The 18,153-nt window shown below is 57.2% G+C and carries 15 protein-coding genes; 10 read left to right on the top strand and 5 right to left on the bottom strand.

All coding sequences use genetic code 11. From position 1 onward, the window contains the following. Nucleotides 1-2: 2 nt before the first annotated feature. The 3 genes from H4J77_RS06630 (at nt 3) to arsJ (ending at nt 2,630) form a co-directional block, all read left to right on the top strand. Nucleotides 3-335 (top strand): metalloregulator ArsR/SmtB family transcription factor, encoded by a 333-nt coding sequence (locus H4J77_RS06630; RefSeq protein ID WP_182247625.1) that lies wholly within the window; start codon nt 3-5, stop codon nt 333-335. A gap of 69 nt (nt 336-404) precedes the next feature. Next, complete coding sequence (locus H4J77_RS06625; RefSeq protein WP_123888094.1) at nt 405-1,409, top strand: ArsJ-associated glyceraldehyde-3-phosphate dehydrogenase; 1,005 nt, start codon at nt 405-407, stop codon at nt 1,407-1,409. Nucleotides 1,410-1,412: 3 nt separating this feature from the next. Continuing rightward, entirely contained in the window at nt 1,413-2,630 is a 1,218-nt protein-coding gene (arsJ, locus tag H4J77_RS06620) for an organoarsenical effux MFS transporter ArsJ (protein WP_182247624.1), read from the top strand. Here the strand turns inward: arsJ and hexR are convergent. Beyond that, nucleotides 2,620-3,486 carry a transcriptional regulator HexR gene (gene hexR / locus H4J77_RS06615; protein ID WP_123888096.1) on the bottom strand — a complete coding sequence of 289 codons (867 nt, stop codon included), beginning with the start codon at nt 3,484-3,486 and terminating at the stop codon, nt 2,620-2,622. The genes arsJ and hexR overlap by 11 nt on opposite strands. A gap of 163 nt (nt 3,487-3,649) precedes the next feature. On the opposite strand from hexR, the gene zwf reads away from it, so the two are divergent. Beyond that, entirely contained in the window at nt 3,650-5,092 is a 1,443-nt protein-coding gene (zwf, locus tag H4J77_RS06610) for a glucose-6-phosphate dehydrogenase (protein ID WP_182247702.1), read from the top strand. Between the two features lie 22 nt (nt 5,093-5,114). Here zwf and H4J77_RS06605 read toward each other — a convergent pair whose 3' ends face one another. After that, the gene (locus H4J77_RS06605) at nt 5,115-7,913 is read right to left on the bottom strand and encodes a bifunctional diguanylate cyclase/phosphodiesterase (protein WP_235869617.1); all 2,799 of its coding nucleotides are present in this window, start codon (nt 7,911-7,913) and stop codon (nt 5,115-5,117) included. 266 nt (nt 7,914-8,179) lie between these two features. Here H4J77_RS06605 and uvrD point away from each other — a divergent pair, with 266 nt between their 5' ends. The 3 genes from uvrD (at nt 8,180) to H4J77_RS06590 (ending at nt 12,646) form a co-directional block, all read left to right on the top strand. Continuing rightward, nucleotides 8,180-10,354: a DNA helicase II gene (uvrD, locus tag H4J77_RS06600; RefSeq protein ID WP_182247623.1), complete on the top strand. Its 2,175-nt coding sequence runs from the start codon at nt 8,180-8,182 to the stop codon at nt 10,352-10,354. Between the two features lie 212 nt (nt 10,355-10,566). Beyond that, complete coding sequence (locus H4J77_RS06595) at nt 10,567-11,676, top strand: TRAP transporter substrate-binding protein (RefSeq protein WP_182247622.1); 1,110 nt, start codon at nt 10,567-10,569, stop codon at nt 11,674-11,676. Between the two features lie 241 nt (nt 11,677-11,917). Further along, on the top strand, nt 11,918-12,646 hold the full coding sequence (locus H4J77_RS06590) for a lipopolysaccharide kinase InaA family protein (RefSeq protein ID WP_182247700.1): 729 nt from the start codon (nt 11,918-11,920) through the stop codon (nt 12,644-12,646). A gap of 26 nt (nt 12,647-12,672) precedes the next feature. Here H4J77_RS06590 and H4J77_RS06585 read toward each other — a convergent pair whose 3' ends face one another. Continuing rightward, nucleotides 12,673-14,250, bottom strand: a complete 1,578-nt coding sequence (locus H4J77_RS06585; protein ID WP_182247621.1) for a cryptochrome/photolyase family protein — start codon at nt 14,248-14,250, stop codon at nt 12,673-12,675. Between the two features lie 158 nt (nt 14,251-14,408). Between H4J77_RS06585 and H4J77_RS06580 the strand changes: the two genes are divergently transcribed. From H4J77_RS06580 to lepB, 3 genes are all read left to right on the top strand, one after another. Next, a complete protein-coding gene (locus H4J77_RS06580; protein WP_182247620.1) occupies nt 14,409-14,852 on the top strand; it encodes a thiol-disulfide oxidoreductase DCC family protein in 444 nt (147 codons plus the stop codon). Beyond that, nucleotides 14,842-15,246, top strand: coding sequence for a DoxX-like family protein (locus H4J77_RS06575; RefSeq protein WP_220469281.1), 405 nt, complete (start codon nt 14,842-14,844; stop codon nt 15,244-15,246). The genes H4J77_RS06580 and H4J77_RS06575 overlap by 11 nt, the downstream gene beginning before the upstream one ends. 71 nt (nt 15,247-15,317) lie before the next feature. Then, the gene (gene lepB, locus H4J77_RS06570) at nt 15,318-16,154 is read left to right on the top strand and encodes a signal peptidase I (protein ID WP_182247619.1); all 837 of its coding nucleotides are present in this window, start codon (nt 15,318-15,320) and stop codon (nt 16,152-16,154) included. Nucleotides 16,155-16,171: 17 nt separating this feature from the next. On the opposite strand, the gene H4J77_RS06565 is transcribed toward lepB, so the two are convergent. Continuing rightward, on the bottom strand, nt 16,172-17,548 hold the full coding sequence (locus tag H4J77_RS06565; RefSeq protein WP_182247618.1) for a TRAP transporter large permease subunit: 1,377 nt from the start codon (nt 17,546-17,548) through the stop codon (nt 16,172-16,174). Beyond that, nucleotides 17,548-18,108: a TRAP transporter small permease subunit gene (locus H4J77_RS06560; protein ID WP_182247616.1), complete on the bottom strand. Its 561-nt coding sequence runs from the start codon at nt 18,106-18,108 to the stop codon at nt 17,548-17,550. The genes H4J77_RS06565 and H4J77_RS06560 overlap by 1 nt, the downstream gene beginning before the upstream one ends. Nucleotides 18,109-18,153: the final 45 nt, after the last annotated feature.

Below are 18,153 nucleotides of genomic sequence, written 5' to 3'. Positions count from 1 at the left end.
CCATGTCCACCCTTACCCCTGTTGTGCTGTTTAAAGCCCTGGCTGATGACACTCGGGCACGTATCTGCCTGTTGCTGGCGCAGCGCGGTGAGCTCTGTGTCTGTGACCTCACCGCAGCGCTTGCGGCCAGCCAGCCCAAGGTCTCGCGTCACCTGGCACTGCTGCGCAGCGCCGGTTTGCTGAGTGACCGGCGTGCAGGGCGCTGGGTTTATTATCGATTGGCGGTCACGCTGCCGAGCTGGGTTACTGAAGTGCTCGATCACAGCGCCGCTGGCAACGTAGCTTGGCTGGCCGAGAGTATTGCGCGTTTGCCGCCCTCCGGCTGCTGCGACTGATTGGGTCCATACTCAAGGTAGTGCGTCGTTGTACGCGTCGCTTTCTTTGCCCGTTTCAGGAGACAGATTATGAGCATCAAGGTAGGTATCAATGGCTTTGGGCGTATCGGCAAACTGGCGCTACGCGCCGCATGGGACTGGCCGGAGCTGGAGTTTGTGCAGATCAACGATCCCGGCGGCGACGCCGCGACCCACGCACATCTGCTGAATTTCGATTCGGTGCATGGCCGCTGGCATCACGAAGCCCGGGGTGCTGAGGGCGCCCTGGTGATCGGCAACCGTCATTTGCCGCTCTCCGCCAATCGTGCAATTGCCGATACCGACTGGTCCGGTTGTGATCTGGTGATTGAGGCCAGCGGCGCAAACAAGACCAGCGCTGTGCTGCAGGGCTATCTCGATCAGGGCGTGAAGCGCGTGGTGGTCAGCGCGCCAGTAAAAGAGAGCGCGGTGCTGAACGTGGTGCTGGGGGTAAACGACCATCTGTTTGATCCCCAGGTGCATCGCATTGTGACGGCGGCCTCCTGTACCACCAATTGCCTGGCGCCGGTAGTCAAGGTGATTCACCAAGCCATGGGTATCAAGCATGGATCGATTACCACTATCCATGATGTGACCAACACCCAGAGTATTCTCGACCAGCCGCACAAGGATCTGCGTCGTGCGCGGGCGTGCGGCATGAGCCTGATTCCGACCAGCACCGGCTCGGCGACGGCCATCGCCGAGATATTTCCCGAGTTGCGCGGCAAGCTGAATGGCCATGCCGTGCGCGTGCCACTGGCCAACGCGTCGCTGACCGATTGCGTCTTTGAGGTGGCCCGGGAAACCAGCGTCGAGGAGGTCAACCAGCTGTTCAAGGCTGCGGCGGTCGGCGCTATGCAGGGCATTCTCGGTTATGAGGAGCGGCCATTGGTTTCCATCGACTATCGTACCGATCCGCGCTCCTCGATTATTGATGCATTGAGCACCATGGTGGTCAACGGCACTCAGGTAAAAATCTATAGCTGGTATGACAATGAGTGGGGTTACAGCAATCGTTTGGTCGAGCTGGCACGCTTGGTCGGGCAGGCGGGCTAACCGATGCAGCGGCTGTCGCAGCTTTCCGCCGAGGTGCGGCAGTATCTGATCGTAACCGGCAATTATTGGGCTTTCACCCTGACCGACGGCGCTTTGCGCATGCTGGTTGTGCTGCACTTCCATCAGCTCGGCTATAGCCCGCTGCAGGTGGCCGGGTTGTTTCTGTTCTATGAAATTTTTGGGGTGGTTACCAATCTGCTGGGCGGCTGGCTGGGTGCGCGTGTTGGCTTGAATCGCACTATGAATCTGGGGCTGTTGTTGCAGGTAGTTGCTTTGCTGATGCTCACCGTACCGGCGTCTGCGCTTACTGTTGTTTGGGTAATGGCAGCGCAGGCACTATCGGGCATCGCCAAGGACCTGAACAAGATGAGCGCAAAAAGCAGCATCAAGCTGCTGCTGCCGGATGATCAGCAGGGCGCGCTCTATCGTTGGGTGGCGCTGCTGACCGGCTCGAAGAATGCGCTCAAGGGGCTGGGTTTCTTTCTCGGCGGGGTGCTGCTTACAACCCTGGGGTTTGCTGGCGCGGTGCTTTTGCTCGCCCTGCTGCTGGCGCTGGTTTGGCTACTCAGCCGACGGTTGCTCAAGCGTGACCTGGGGCGCGCCAGTGGCAAGCCCAAGTTCCGTGAACTGCTGTCAAAAAGCCGAACCATCAACCTGCTCTCGGCGGCTAGGCTGTTTCTATTTGCGGCGCGCGATGTCTGGTTTGTGATCGCACTGCCGGTCTATCTAAGCAGTGTATTTGGCTGGGACTTCTGGCAAGTAGGCGGTTTTATGGCTTGCTGGGTGATCGGTTACGGGCTGGTGCAGACGCAGGCGCCGCGCTTCACCGAGCGCAGAGACAGGCTGCCGGACGGCCGCGTCGCGGCCTACTGGGTAGCAGGGCTTAGCGTACTGCCCGGACTGATTGCCCTGGGTTTGCTGTGGCAGGGTGCAAATGTCTGGATATTGCTGGGTGGGCTGCTGCTATTTGGTGTGGTGTTCGCGGTCAATTCATCGCTGCACAGTTACTTGATCGTGGCCGGTGCCCGGCGCGATGGCGTGTCACTGGATGTTGGGTTTTACTACATGTCGAACGCCCTGGGACGGCTACTGGGTACGCTGCTTTCAGGGTGGGTCTATCAGAGCGCCGGACTGGTGGCTTGCCTGGGGTGGTCTTGCGGGCTACTGATAACGGCAACGCTGATCTCGCTGGCGTTACCACGTGCGGCGCCTATTCGCTGACTTCACCGCGCGACTTGTTCGAGAGGCGCAGGCCACGCAGGCTGCGCTTGACACTTTTCAGGTGATTGACCAGTTCTGGACCGCGACGCATCGCCATGCCCATTGCCAATACGTCGATGACCACCAGGTGGGCGATACGCGAGGACAGCGGCGTGTAGATGTCGGTATCTTCGGGCACATCAATCGGGATATGAATGCGGCCCAGCTCAGCCAGCGGTGTGCGGCTAGGGCAGAGGCTGATCAGGGTCGCACCGGTTTCTACCACCAGGTTGGCGGAGTGCAATAAATCCTTGGTGCGGCCGGTCTGCGAAATAGCCACGGCGACGTCTTCAGGGCCAAGGGTGACGGCGGACATGGCCTGCATGTGCGGGTCGGAATAAGCCGCAGTGGATACTTGCAGGCGGAAAAACTTGTGCTGCGCGTCACTGGCGACCGCGCCTGAGGCACCAAAGCCGTAGAATTCGACGCGGCGGGCTTGGGTCAAAGCATCAATTGCGTGCTCAATCGCCTGCGGATCAAGGCGTTCGCGCACATCCATCAGGGTAGCCAGCGTGGTATCGAAGATCTTGTGTGACAGGGTGTCGACGCTGTCATCTTCGTTAATCGAGAATTGGCCGAAGCTGGCCCCAGCAGCTAGGCTCTGCGCCAGCTTGAGTTTCAAATCCTGGAACCCGGTACAGCCGATAGCCCGACAGAAGCGTACTATGGTCGGCTCACTGACACCGACATGCTGTGACAGGTCGGCCATGGACGAGTGCATTACCTGTGCCGCCTGCGCCAACACGTAGTCAGCCACCTTGAGCTCGGACTTTCGGAGCAGGTCGCGGCTGGCGGCTATGTGTTGGAGTAGATTCACGATGGCTTCATGTTAGGCTGCGAGTGAGTGGCTGCAGTGGTGTAGTTAAACATCTGTTTCTGGTGCCCGTAGGCGATCAATCTTGTAGTTATACTACAAAAACGCTGTGGGCGCTGTTTTCCGGGAGAGTGATGTGGCGGCGCAAGACGGTATCAGCTGTGACATGGTGGTGTTTGGCGGCACCGGTGACCTGGCAATGCGCAAGTTGTTGCCGGCGCTTTACTACCTGCATCGCGATGGTCATCTGCACGAAGGTACGCGTATCTATGCACTGGCAAGAGCGCAGCACTCGGCAGAAAGCTATCGCAAGTTTGCCAAGCGCCATGTCAGCCAGTATGTGGCGCGTAGTGACTTCGAGCAAAGCAGCTGGGAAAGCTTTGCTGCGCGTATGGATTACCTGTCGCTGGATGTCAGTCAGCGTGTCGAATTCCCCAAACTGACAAAATTGCTGAAGAAAGACAGTGAGCGCGTGCGCGTGTTTTATCTCGCCACCCTGCCGAGCCTGTTTGCACCCACGGTAAAACATCTGGCCTCGGTTGGCCTTGCTGATGAGTATGCGCGCGTCGTATTGGAAAAGCCGCTGGGCGAAAGCTTGCTTACCGCTAACCAGATCAATGATCAGATTGGCGCAGTGTTCGATGAGTCGCGGGTCTTCCGGATTGACCATTACCTGGGCAAGGAAGCGGTCCAGAATCTGCTGGCGCTGCGCTTTGGCAACGCCTTGTTTGAGCCGCTCTGGCGCAACGCGCATATTGATCACGTGCAGATCAGTGTGCTGGAAAGCGTTGGCGTGGAGAATCGCGGCGACTACTACGACCGTGCTGGCGCCATGCGTGACATGGTGCAGAACCATCTATTGCAGTTGTTGTGCCTGGTGGCCATGGAAGCGCCGGTGCACTTTGAGCCCGAAGCGGTGCGTAACGAAAAGCTCAAGATTCTTGAGGCGCTACGGCCGATTACCGGCATGGATGTGCAGGACCGTACCGTGCGTGGTCAGTATGCGGCGGGTGAGCATGCTGGCGAGCGTTTGCCAGCCTATTACTTTGAAAAGCGCGTAGACCATGACAGCAATACAGAAACTTTCGTTGCGCTGAAAACCGAAATTGATAACTGGCGCTGGGCCGGGGTGCCCTTTTATCTGCGCACGGGCAAGTCTATGGCGCAGCGTAAATCGGAAATTGTTATCCAATTCAAGCCGGTGCCCTATCGTCTGTTCCCGCGTAGCGGTGATAACCCGGAAAACAATCGGTTGGTTATCAGTCTGCAGCCGGATGAAGGTATTCGTCTGTCGTTAATGGCCAAATCGCCAGGACGCGGCATGGGTTTGCAGAACGTAGATCTGGACCTGGATTTCGCCGATGCCTTCAAGCGTCGCCGCTGGGATGCCTACGAACGGCTGCTGCTGGACGTGATTCAGGGTGACGCCACGCTATTCATGCGTCGCGACGAGATAGAAGCCGCCTGGCGCTGGGTCGATCCGATCATTGCAGGCTGGCAGGACTGCTATCGCTCACCAAAACGTTACCCGGCCGGTAGCTGGGGGCCTGATGCGGCCGACAGTCTGCTGGAACGCCAGGGGCACGCCTGGCTGGACCAGCGTAACTAGGCGTTAAGGCGTTTTGGGCAACTCAGTAGCGGCTACTGAGCATTGGCATCTCATTGCTGCTGTTCAGCAGCATGCTGAATTCATCAGCTGGAATCGGCCGGCTGATCAGGTAGCCCTGTACCTCATCGCAACCATTGGCCTTGAGGAAGGCCATTTGGCTTTCGTGCTCTACACCTTCAGCCACTACCGTCAGTGACAAGCTATGCGCCATCGCGATGATAGCGAGGATGATGGCATCGTCACTGTGTTTTTCATCCAGCTCGGCGACAAAAGCGCGATCGATTTTCAGGGTGCTGATCGGGAAGCGCTTGAGGTAGGCCAGTGAAGAGTAGCCGGTGCCAAAATCGTCTACCGAGAGCGTGATGCCCAACGCTTTCAGGGCGGCAATATTGGCCGAGACCGTGGGGCTATGCTCCAGCAGCATGCTTTCCGTCAGCTCCAACTCCAAAAGGTGCGCGGGTAAGCTGGTAGCCTGCAGAATCTGGGCGACATCCTGAGCGAAACCCTCCTGCCGCAGTTGTTGTACCGACAGGTTGACCGAAACGGCTACCGCTGTTGGACCCTCCCGGTACCACTGGCTCGCCTGTTTGCAGGCTTGCCGCAGCACGGTATCGCCCAGCGCCACTATCATGCCGGACTCTTCTGCAATGTTGATGAATTCGCCCGGCATGACCAGGCCCCGTTCAGGGTGTTGCCAGCGCACCAGAGCTTCGGCACTGCGGATGCGATCCGTGGCCAGGTGCAGCTTGGGTTGGTAGTAGACGATCAACTGGTCGTCTTCGAGTGCCTTGCGTAACTGGTTTTCCAGCTGCAATTGGTCGAGGCTGTAGGCGCGTAGCTCGTGGGTGAAAAACTGCGCGTTATTGCCGCCGAGTTGTTTTGCATGCTGCATGGCCTGATTGGCTTGCGTAATCAGCAATAGGCTATCGCTTGCAGTAGCCGGAAACAGGCTGATGCCAATGGACGCGGTCATGACCAGTTCCTGTTCGCCCAGCAGCATGGGTTCGCGCAACCGGTGCAGCAGGGTATTGGCCAGCATTGAGAGGGCCTGCTCGTTCTCCGGATGTTCAACAATCACCACAAATTCGTCGGCGGAAAGGCGCGCCAACAGGTTTTGCGGTTGTACCGCTGCACTCAGTCTTTTAGCTACCTGCTGCAGCAGGCTGTCGGCCAGCGCGTGCCCCAGAGTAACGTTGATCTGCTTGAAACGATCCAGGTCAATGTGCAACAGCGCAACCTGCTGTTTTTGCTGACGGGCGCGGCTGGTGGCGTCCTGCAGACGCTCGTTGAACAGTTTACGGTTGGCCAGTTGGGTCAAGGCATCGTAGTTGGTCAGGTACTGGAGCTGCTCTTCGGTTTGGCGATGTGTTGTCAGGTCTGCGAAGAAACCGACGTAATGAGTAATCTGTCCGCCGCGGTCTCTTACCACCGTCAGCTGTAGCCAAATGGGGAAGTGTTCGCCGCTGCGCCGCTTGGCCGTGAGTTCGCCCTGCCAGCGGTCTTTGCCATTGAGGAATTGCTTCAGGTTCTTGAATTGGCTTTTCAGCTTGTGTCCGGCCAGCTCTAGAATATTCTGGCCTACGGCGTCTGCGCTGGAGCGGCCGGTGATGACGCTATAGGCCTGATTAACAGCAAGTATTTTCATATCCGGGGCAAGAATGAAGATGCCCTCAGATGTCGCCTCGAACACCGTAGATGCCAGCTGCGATTGCTCGTGTTGATACTTGCGTTCGGTGATGTCGCGGCGCGTACCTATCATGCGGATGGCGCGGCCGTCGGCATCGCGCTCGACCACTTGCCCGGCATCCTCAACCCAGACCCATTGGCCATTCTGGTGCAGTACCCGGTATTCCATACGATAGGCGTCGGTATCGCCTTTCATATGACGCACCAGTGTCTTGCGTACCATGGCGGCGTCAGCTGGGTGCAGGCGCGGCTTCAGGTCGAGCAGCATGCTCATGCCTTCATCCTGCTCAATGCCAAAGATGGTATCGATTTGTGAGTGAAACACCTGATCGGTCAATAAATCCCAATCCCAGAGCCCCAGCTGACTAGCCTCCATGGCCAGACTAAGCTGCGTTTTGCTGGCTTGCAGCGCTTGGGTGGCTTGCTCCAGTTCGGCTGTCCGCTCCTTGACTCGCGCCTCCAGGTCGTCGTGACTGTCGCGCAGTGACTGCTCGGCATTGCGACGCTGGTTTATTTCCCGGGTCAGTTGCTGGTTCAATTCTTCACTGCGTTGTTGTGTGCTGCTCAGGTTGGCAACCAGGGTTTCGTTGCGCAGGTTGCTGACCAGTGCTTCCAGTACTGAACGGTGGATAAAGGCGGCGCAGAGCAGAATACAGACAAACAGAATCATGCCCATCACGGCCCAGGCTTGACTGTATTCATTGTTTTGCGCGAACAGAAACAGCACCGGCGGCAGCCAGGCGGGGATAATGAAGGAGGCGAAGGCCGGAAAGCGGCTGGCGTAAATGACCCCAACGCATAACGCAACGCCGCCAGCCAAGCTGTAAACGGGCGCCTGGAGCGAAAAGTCGCCCAGCGGCGTCAAGCCGAGATAGACCCAAGCCAGGCAAAGGCCCGACGCGATATTGCCAAGGTGGAAGTACAGGCGCCAACGAGCGCGCAGACGATCTCTGGGCTGGCATGCATGGTAGCGGTTGACCAGCCGTTGCCGTAGTAGGCCCAATAAAATGATGATCGCCAGCCAACCAAGCAGGCTGGTCGCGCTGCGGTGTGGCCACAGCAGCGGCACAATCAGCAAGGCGGCACAGAGGATTAGCCACTGCGGCAGGCGCGAGTACGCGTACAGCTGGTTCATTTGCTGTAACCGTAGGTCGGCAGCAGAAAAAGAGGCTTGGTTGGCGCGGTAGCTCGTCATGACGAGGTGGAATTCCCGGAACGCTGCGCGTTTCTTTTTATCATTGAAAACTCTGGTAGCTAACAACGGGTTTAGCTACCCAACCTTACACCAGCGTTCTGCTCCGGCACAGCCCCACGTAATTAAAAAGCTGTTACGAGCGCGTCTGGCACGGCAGATACAGCTTACGCTTTCGAGCATTGAGTGGTCGCTGGTAGAATACCGCGATGGATATCTCCCACCTGCTTAATTCTTTAAATGACGCCCAGCGCCAGGCGGTCTCCGCCAGCCTCGGTCAACAGTTGGTGCTGGCTGGTGCCGGCTCCGGCAAAACCCGCGTGCTGGTGCACCGTATTGCTTGGCTGGTCGAGGTCGAAAAGGCCTCGCCCTGGAGCATTCTTTCGGTCACCTTCACCAACAAGGCTGCCTATGAAATGCGCGGGCGTATCGAGCAAATGCTCGGTATTTCGCCGCAGGGCATGTGGGTCGGCACTTTTCATGGGCTGGCGCATAGGTTATTGCGGGCCCACTGGCGCGAGGCCGGGCTGGCCGAGCAGTTTCAGATTCTCGATAGTGATGATCAGCTGCGGCTGGTTAAGCGAGTGATTCGCGAGCTGGGCCTGGATGAGAACCAATGGGCGCCCAAACAGGCACAGTGGTGGATCAACGGACAGAAAGACGAAGGCCTGCGTCCGCAGAATATTCAGCCCGCCGGCGATCTGTATCTAACTACCATGGTGCGTATTTATACCGCCTACGAGCAGGCTTGTGCCCGCGCTGGTGCGGTCGATTTTGCTGAGCTGCTGCTGCGTTCGCTGGAGCTGTGGCGCGACAATCAGACCCTGCGTGAGCAGTATCAGGCGCGCTTCAAGCACATGCTGGTGGACGAGTTTCAGGATACCAATGCGGTGCAGTATGCCTGGCTGCGGCATTTGGCCGGCAAGAGCCCCAGCCTGATGGTCGTGGGTGACGATGACCAGTCGATCTACGGCTGGCGCGGCGCACGCATTGAAAACATCCAGCAGTTTCAGACCGATTACCCGAACGCCGAGATGATTCGCTTGGAGCAGAACTACCGCTCTACTGCGACCATCCTCAAGGCAGCCAACGCACTCATCGACAATAACGCGGGTCGCCTTGGCAAACAGCTGTGGACCGACGGCAACGACGGTGAGCCTATCTCCCTTTACGCTGGCTTCAACGAGCAGGATGAGGCCCGGTTCATCGTTGAACGCATTGAGCAGGCGGTGCGCGATGGGATGAGTCGCAGCGAGATCGCTATTCTCTATCGCTCCAACGCCCAGTCGCGTGTATTGGAAGAGGCACTACTGCGCAGTGGCGTGCCATACCGCATATATGGCGGTCAGCGGTTCTTCGAGCGGGCTGAGATCAAAAATGCCATGGCGTATCTGCGGTTGATCGGTAACCGTGGTGACGATGGTGCACTGGAGCGCATTATCAATGTGCCTACTCGCGGCATAGGCGACAAGACAGTAGAGATGCTCCGTCAGCACGCTCGCGAGCAGGATGTTTCCATGTGGCAGGCTGCCTGTGATTTGCTCGATAACAAGGGCCTGCCTGGTCGCGCGGCCAATGCGGTGCAGGCATTTCAGGTGCTGATCGAGGAGCTTAGCGAGCGTGCCGAAGGCGTACCGCTCTATAGTAAAGCGCAAATCGCCATGGAAAACAGCGGCCTGCTGCGCTTTCACGAGCAGGAAAAAGGCGAAAAAGCACAGGCGCGCGTCGAAAACCTGGAAGAGCTGGTCTCAGCTGCACGAGCCTTCGAAAACGATATGGCGGATGAAGACGAGGAGGGCGATGTGCTGCTGGCGTTCCTTGCGCATGCCTCGCTTGAGGCTGGCGAAACCCAAGCCGACCGTTTTGAAGACAGTGTGCAATTGATGACGTTGCACAGCGCCAAGGGTCTGGAATTTCCACTGGTATTTATGGCCGGGGTAGAAGAGGGGCTCTTCCCGCACAAGATGAGCCTGGAAGATCCCGGCCGTTTGGAGGAGGAGCGTCGTCTGGCCTATGTGGGTATTACCCGGGCTATGCAGCTGTTAGTGATTACCTGGGCTGAGACACGTCGCTTGTACGGTAGTGAAACATTCAACAAACTCTCACGCTTTGTCCGCGAAATACCGGTTGAGCTGATTCAGGAAGTGCGCTTGGGTAATCAGGTTAGTCGGCCATTTGGGCCTGGCAAGACCGGGCTCTTTGCCGCTGACGCCAATGAGAGCACCGGCTTCTCCCTGGGCCAGCGGGTAATGCACTCTTTGTTTGGTGAGGGCGTGGTACTCAATTACGAGGGTCATGGCGCGCAGGCGCGGATTCAGGTCAATTTTGATGATGAAGGCAGCAAGTGGCTGATGGTGGCTTACGCCAAGCTCGAGCCGCTTTGAGCGGCTCGTGCAGCTGAAAACGGGAAGCTAAAAAGCTGGAAGTTGACCGTGCAGGTGGTGGTGTCGTTGTCTGTTTGAGGCTGGGTGCGAGCTGAGCGCGCTACGCTGGTGCTTCAAGCTTCAAGCTTCAAGCTCAGATACTGTCACATAATAAATTAATCGAATGCTGCGTGGCGCCTTGTCGCTGGCAGCCTGAAGCTTGGAGCCGTTTTATGGAACGTCGTAAGTTATTGACCGCCGCCGGGCTGGGTTTAGGTGCTGCAGCTCTGGCAGGTTGCAAGGATGAGGCTGCTTCCGCAGCGGGCACAGCTGGCGCTGCGCAAGCCGAGCAACGCTTTCGCTGGAAGATGGTCACCTCCTGGCCGGAGAACTTTCCTGGTCTGGGTACCACTGCGCAGCGTTTCGCCGACACGGTCGAGCGCATGTCGAATGGTCGGTTGAGTATTCAGGTTTTTGCCGCTGGTGCGCTGGTTCCTGCGCTGGAAGTTTTTGATGCGGTTTCCAGCGGCACTGCCGAGCTGGGTCATAGTGCTGCCTACTACTGGAAAGGTAAAAGTGCGACGGCGCCCTTTTTTACCGCAGTACCTTTCGGTCTGAATGCTCAGGAAATGAATGCCTGGCTATATGAAGGTGGCGGCCTCGAACTCTGGCAGCGTGCCTACGAGCCGCTGGGTGTATTGCCTTTGCCTTGCGGTAATACCGGCGTCCAGATGGCGGGTTGGTTCAATAAAGAGATCAACAGTCTGGATGATCTGCAGGGTCTGAAGATTCGCATGCCCGGATTTGGCGGCGAAGTCCTGTCCCGCGCCGGTGCTACCACCGTCAATCTGCCCGGCAGTGAAATCTTCACCTCGTTGCAGACGGGCGTGATTGATGCGACTGACTGGGTTAGCCCCTACAACGATCTGGCGTTTGGACTCTATCAGGCAGCCAAGTATTACTACTACCCCGGTTGGCAGGAGCCTTGCGCGGTGCTGGAGCTGACCATCAACCAGCAAAAACTGGCTGAGTTGCCCAGTGACCTGCAGGATATCGTCAAGCAAGCGGCGCGTTCCACCAATCAGGCCATGCTGGATGAGTACACCAAACGTAATGCGGATGCGCTGGATACCCTGGTCAATGAGCACGGCGTTGAGCTTCGTCGTTTACCTGACTCGGTCCTGGATCGCCTGCGCGATATCTCCATGGATGTGCTGGAAGAAACCGCTGCAGCCAACCCGCTGAACCGCGAAGTTTGGGACTCCATGCAGGCGTTCCGCGGGAAGGTGAACGCCTGGCACGCGATTAGCGAAAAGGCTATGTATGATCTGCGTAGCCAGTAATACAAGTAGCAATTGAATCGAAACCCGCCGAATAGGCGGGTTTTGTTTTTCTGCACGTTCACTGCTTTTGGCTTCATAGCGTAAGTAGTTTTTGACTACATCGCTACAGCTTGGGTATGGTTGTTGCTTGCAGGTAATCAACGAACAGCCAAAATGGCGTCAAACACTAATAATAAGTCACTCCTGCCGGTATGGTTCCGGGGCGCATCTCAATGGCGCAAAGGCGGTGGTCGAGAGGTGAATAAAAGTGAGCGAACTACCTGAGCAGTACGCCGATCAGTCCTTTGCGCAGTGGTGGCAGCAACAGGGTGAGTGGGTGGAAGAACCCAATGAACGGCGTGATGGTCTTAGCGGCGTGCAGTATCTGCACACGCCGGATGGCAAAACGCTGTATAGCAAACGCCAGTGCGGGCACCTCAGCCGGTCACTGCGTTACCCGTCAGGTCGCCCTACGGTGGTACGTGAGCATCGGGCGCTTGAGGCTTATCGTGCCGCCGGGGTGCGTGTGCCCAAGCTGGTATTTGCCGGGTCACGTAAAGAGGAGGGCGTTTGGCAGGGGTTGCTGATTACTGAAGAGTTGAAAGGCTTTATTAGTATGGATCAGTGGTACGCCGATGACGCGCCCGTTCAGCACGGTAATGCGACTCACCAGCATATGCTGCGTGAGCTGGCAAAAACCCTTAACTTGGCGCACATGGCTGGTTGGCAACATGGCTGCCTTTATTCCAAGCATGTGTTCATTCGCGTGCGCAGTCAGGGCGTGGAAATTGCGCTGCTAGACCTGGAAAAGGCGCGCCGTCGTCGACGTAAGCACGCTGCCGTACGCCATGACCTGAAGCAATTTTACCGTCATCGCGGCCCCATGCCCGAGGCTGACTGGTTCAAGCTGGTTGAGTATTACCAGCAAGTCGGCGTTGTCGAGCCCAGCCAGCAACTATTAGGCGCCAAGACGCCCGTCGCCCCCCGATAACGTTTCGCCTGCGCTGGCTTCAGCGTTTATAACTGTTCTATGTCGGCTAACAGCGCCTCTGCTCTTTTGAGTATGGCGCTGCGTTGTTCTTCGGTTTTTTTGTGCCAGTTGGCGTAGACCATGCGATTGCGCGGGTTGTCCGAAAAATCAGCCTCATGTCTGCTCATGAAGTGCCAGTAAAGTGAGTTTAGCGGGCAGCTGCTGGGCTCGCTGATCTGTTTTACCTGGTAGGTGCAGTCAGCGCAGTAGTCACTCATTTTGTTCACATAATTCCCGCTCGCGGCGTAAGCCTTCGAGCCGACAATGCCGCCATCGGCAAACTGGCTCATGCCCCGCGTATTGGGTAGCTCGACCCATTCGATGGCATCGATATAGATACCCATATACCACTGGTCTACCTGATCGGGATGAATGCCGGCCAGCAGGCAAAAGTTGCCTGTGATCATCAGGCGTTGGATGTGGTGGGCGTAGGCAAAATCCAGTGATTGCGAGATGGACTGCTGTAGACATCGCATGTTGGTTTTGGCGCTCCAGAACCAAGACGGTAGCTCGCGCTCGGCGGACAGGGCATTGAAGCCTGCATAGTCGGGCATGTTGGCCCAGTAGATGCCGCGCACAAACTCGCGCCAGCCGAGTATCTGGCGCACGAAGCCTTCGATTTGGGCGATGTTGATAGCCTCAGTCTGCGGATCTCGATAATGCGCAATGGCGCTGTTTATGACGCGTTGCGGATCCAGCATTTTGCTATTGAGGGCGAATGACAGGCGCGAGTGATACAGGCTCCACTGGCTTGCCTGGTCTGAGCTCTCGAGCTTGCCGGTCATCGCGTCCTGGAAGTAACCGAAGCGCGGCAGGCCATGGCGGCAGAAATGCTCGAGCAGATCAATGGCCTGTTGCCGATTGGTTGGCCAGGGAAGCTGCGCGCTGGTTTGGCCCATGGTTTTGATCTCGTGCCGCTGCAGGCGCTCAAGTATGTGGCTCACGTCATTGGCGAACATTAGAGGTTGGGGGATATGCTTGAGGTCCTCTTTCTTGAGCTTGTTGCGGTTGTCCTGATCATGATTCCACTGTCCGCCCTCCGGGGAAGAATCATCAGCCATCAGCACGTGAAAGCGAACGCGCATCCTGCGGTAGAAGGCTTCCATCTGATGACGTTTGCCCTGAGTGAAATGCTCACGTAGCTCGTTGTCGCGCAGAAAGAAATGTTCTGACTCGAATGCGCTGACGTCAATCGCGCTGTCTTCGGCAAAGCTGGCGAGTTGCTGGCGCAGGCGGTATTCGTCGGGTAGCTGATAGTCGAGGTGCTGAATCTCATATTTTGCTATCAGTTGCTCTAGCAGCGCGGGTAGGCTGGGGTAGTCCTGTGTGTCGTCCAGATCAAGATGCAACACCTCGTGGCCCGCCCCTTTCAAGGCCGTGGCAAACGCGCTCATGGCGGCAAAAAAAGCGCAGATTTTCTGCACGTGATGGGTCACGTAGGTGGCTTCCTGGTGCAGTTCAGCAAGCAGGTAAAGCGTGGTTTCATCTTTCTGCCGAAACCAGGAATGACGCGCATTGAGCTGGTCGCCCAGGATGAGTCGCAAGCGCTGATAACGTTTAGCCATGCACGGGTGCCTTATGGTTATGCCGTTGGTGGTCCGCTTACTGCTGCGTTTAGCAGCAAACGAGAGGAGTTCTTCTCAGCGGTTTATGGGTTTATCCTGCCACAGCTTTCAGGCTGACGCCGAGCCGGTCTTTGTGTGTTCTGGTGTATGCTAGCGGCATGATCAGTGAACGCGAACCCTCCGGGCTAAACTCAGCTGCGCCAGATCGCATTATCCTCTTCGATGGCGTCTGCAAGCTCTGTAATGCCTGGGCAAACTTTATTATCAGCCATGATCACCAGCGGGTTTATCGGCTGTGTAGTGTGCAGTCCGCGTCTGGTGAGCGTTTATTGCGGCAGTATGGCTATCCGACGGATCGTTTTGAGACCATGCTGGTGTTGCAGCAGGGGCGCTGCTCTGCCAAGAGTCAGGCTTTCTTGCAGGTGATGAGCGGGCTGGGTTGGCCTTGGCGCGCCCTGGCGGTGTTGCGGTTGATCCCCGAGCCGCTGCGTGATTGGCTGTATGACCGCATCGCGCTTAATCGTTACCGACTCTTCGGTAAGTATGACTATTGTCGCTTGCCCACCCCTGATCACGCGGAGCGTTTTGTCGATGGCCATTAATGCCCTGATGCACACCACCTTTATCTGTCGTCTGGGTTTGGGGTTTCTGTTTGTTTACCACGGTTTACTGCCGAAAATTCTGTTTCTCAGTCCGGTAGAAGTCAGCCTGGTGGAAGCCAGCGGGTCGGGGGTGTCAGCCAGTATCGCCTCGCCTCTGGCGGGTGTGCTGGAGATCGTACTGGGACTGCTCATTGCCTTACGTTTGGGGGGTAAGGCACCAATCTATCTTGCGGGCCTGTCGCTCATCGCTTTGCTGGTCTACGTGGCAGTACTCAGTCCGGCGCTGCTGGTAGAAGCCTTCAATCCGGTGACAACCAACCTGCTCGGGCTCTTGCTGTGCTATTTGATTCTGCGGTTGGAGTCGATGCCATTGCCGTCCCGTGCGGCGGTTTGATCATTCCACAAGGAATCTAGCCGGTCGGCCGTGGTCCTAAGCGTGTGTTATTACCCACCGAGGAGCTGTTTTTGATCGCCGTCAGACCCCCAAAGTTGTGGATCGCCTTGCTGCTGGGTATCTTCCTGCAGCCCTTTGTTTTTCTCTACGTCAATCGCCCTAGGCTATTCTGGTCCTACCTTTTTGCGGCACTGCTGATCGCGGCGGTCGATTGGTATTTTGTGCTCAGCCTGCACCTGCTGTTCAGTGTCATCTGCCCGTTGCATGCCTGCTGGCTTGTGCGTCGCTGCGATACAGAGCAGCCGCGGCCCTGGTATAGCCGTATATGGGTGGTGATCGGGTTTTATCTGGGACTGCTGCTGAGTATTTTGCTGGTCCGTGCTTTCCTCTATGAGCCGTATGCCGTGCCTTCAGCATCCATGCATCCAGCCCTGGTGGAGGGGGATGTGGTGGTGGTGCAGAAATGGGGTTATGCCCAGTCGGCACTCTTTGGTTACGCGCTACCGGGTTCTGCCGCAGTGGCCCCAGAGCGGCTGCAGCGTGGCAATGTGTACGTTTTTTACCCGCCGGATCGGGATAACCTGTTTGTGAAGCGTCTGATGGCGTTGCCTGGTGACGTGATTGCATTGACCGAACAGGGTGTGGTGATCAATGGCGAGACCTTACCAGAGGCGCTATTAAGCGATACCGAGGAGTTAACTCGATTTTCGGAAAGCCTGGATGGTCTCGAATATCAGGTTCAATACCTCAAGGGGTTGCCGAAACAGCCCATTCGTACCTTTAAGGTGCCAGCGGGCCACTACTTTTTCCTTGGCGATAATCGAGAAAACTCTGCCGACAGTCGCCACTGGGGTAGCGTGCCGGCACAGCGGATTGTTGGCGAGGTTGTTGCAATCGTACCCAAATGAGACTGGCGGCAAGTCGTTTAACGGGCCATCAGCCCCGGTAGCCAGGTGACCAGGCCCGGCCAACAGGCCGCGATTATGAGCATCAGTATTTGAATCGCGATGAAGGGCAAAACGCCGCGATAGATCGCGGATGTTGGCACGCTGGCTGGCGTCACGCCGCGCAAGTAGAACAGCGAGAAGCCAAACGGCGGGGTTAGAAACGAGGTCTGCAGGTTCAGCGCGATCATCACCCCAAGCCACACCGGATCCAGCCCCATGCTCAGCAGCACCGGTCCAACAATGGGCACCACCACAAAGGTAATTTCGATAAAATCGAGAATGAAGCCAAGGAAGAAGATCACCAGCATGACCACCAGGGTAGCGGTAAACACGCCGCCGGGTAATTGCGCGAACAGGTGATGGATCAGATCGTCGCCGCCGTAGCCGCGAAATACCAGCGAGAAAATTGAGGCGCCGAGCAGAATCATGAATACCATGGCACTGATCTCGGTAGTGGCCTGCGCCACCTCGCGCAGCTTGCCTATCCCCAGTTGACGCTTGCTTAGGGCCAGCAGGCTGGCGCCGAGTGCGCCAACGGCGGCAGCTTCGGTCGGTGTTGCCACGCCGGCGAGAATGGAGCCCAGCACGGACATGATCAGCAGCAAGGGTGGTAGCAAGCTTATCAGCACCCGACCCCAGGATACCTCCGCCCGCTCTGCCCGGGTTAATGCCGGCAGTTTGTTTGGTTGCCAGATGGCCACGCCAACCAAATACAGCAGATACAGACCCACCAGTAAGAGACCGGGCAGCAGTGAGCCAATAAACAGATCGCTGACGGTGACGGTTTTAGGTGAAAAGATCCCCATGCGCGTCTGCGCCTGTTGGTAGGCGTTAGACAGCACGTCGCCCAGCAGCACCAGAATGATCGAGGGTGGAATGATTTGGCCCAAGGTGCCGGTGGCAGCCAGGGTGCCAGTGGCGATTGAGGGATCGTAACCACGGCGTAGCATGGTAGGTAACGCCAGTAGACCCAGAGTTACCACGGTTGCGCCGACAATTCCGGTACTGGCGGCAAGCAATGCACCGACAATGCAGACGGAAAAGGCCAGGCCGCCGCGCAGGCCACCAAACAGCCGCGACATGGCATCAAGCAGGTCTTCAGCGATCCGCGATTTTTCCAGCATGACGCCCATGAACACAAACAACGGCACGGCAAGCAAGGTTTGGTTATTCATGGTGCCGAATAGACGGCTGGGCAGTGCGCCCAGAAAGCTTGGCTCAAACACATCCAGAGCGATACCGGCGCCAGCGAACAGCAGGGACATGCCGCCAAGCGTAAAGGCCACAGGGTAGCCTGCCATCAGGGCCAGACAGATACAGATGAATAGCGCCACCGCCATGTATTCCACACCCATTACAGATGCTCCTCATGGCTGATAGGTAAATGTCTTGGCAGGGCGCCGAAAATGACGGCGAGGGTCTTGATCAGTTGCGATATCGCCTGCAACAACAGGCTGGCCACCAGTAATAGAATGAAGCTTTTCTGGATATAGACCCATTGCAAGCCACCGGCGTCGGCAGAGCGCTCCTGGCGTTGCCAGGCCACACTGACGTAATCCCAGCAGTTGAAGGCTAAAAACAGGCACATGGGTAATAAAAACAGCAGCGTACCGGAGAAGTCGATCAGCGCTTGGCCGTGTGAAGAAAAGCGGCGAAAGAAAATATCCACCCGTACGTGCGCATCCCGTTGCAGGGCCCAGGCAGCCGCGCCCATGAAAGCCAGTGAGTGACCATACATGATCAGTTCCTGGGTGGCGGTGGCGCCAATATCGAAGCCGTAGCGCAGCACAACAATGAGGCAGGTCAGCAAGACCATGAATACGCTTAGCCAGGCGACACTGCGGCCTAGCCAATGGTTAATGTAATCAATGGCACGTGCCAGCGTCAGGCTGGCAGAGAATTGCGGGCTGGGCATATCAGCGGGCACTCGGTCGGGGTGGCCGCGCAGTTATTCCGGCCC

The organism is Pseudomonas sp. 5Ae-yellow (assembly GCF_014077575.1).
GTDB lineage: Bacteria > Pseudomonadota > Gammaproteobacteria > Pseudomonadales > Pseudomonadaceae > Halopseudomonas > Halopseudomonas neustonica.
This window is presented reverse-complemented; position numbering and strand designations above follow the sequence as displayed.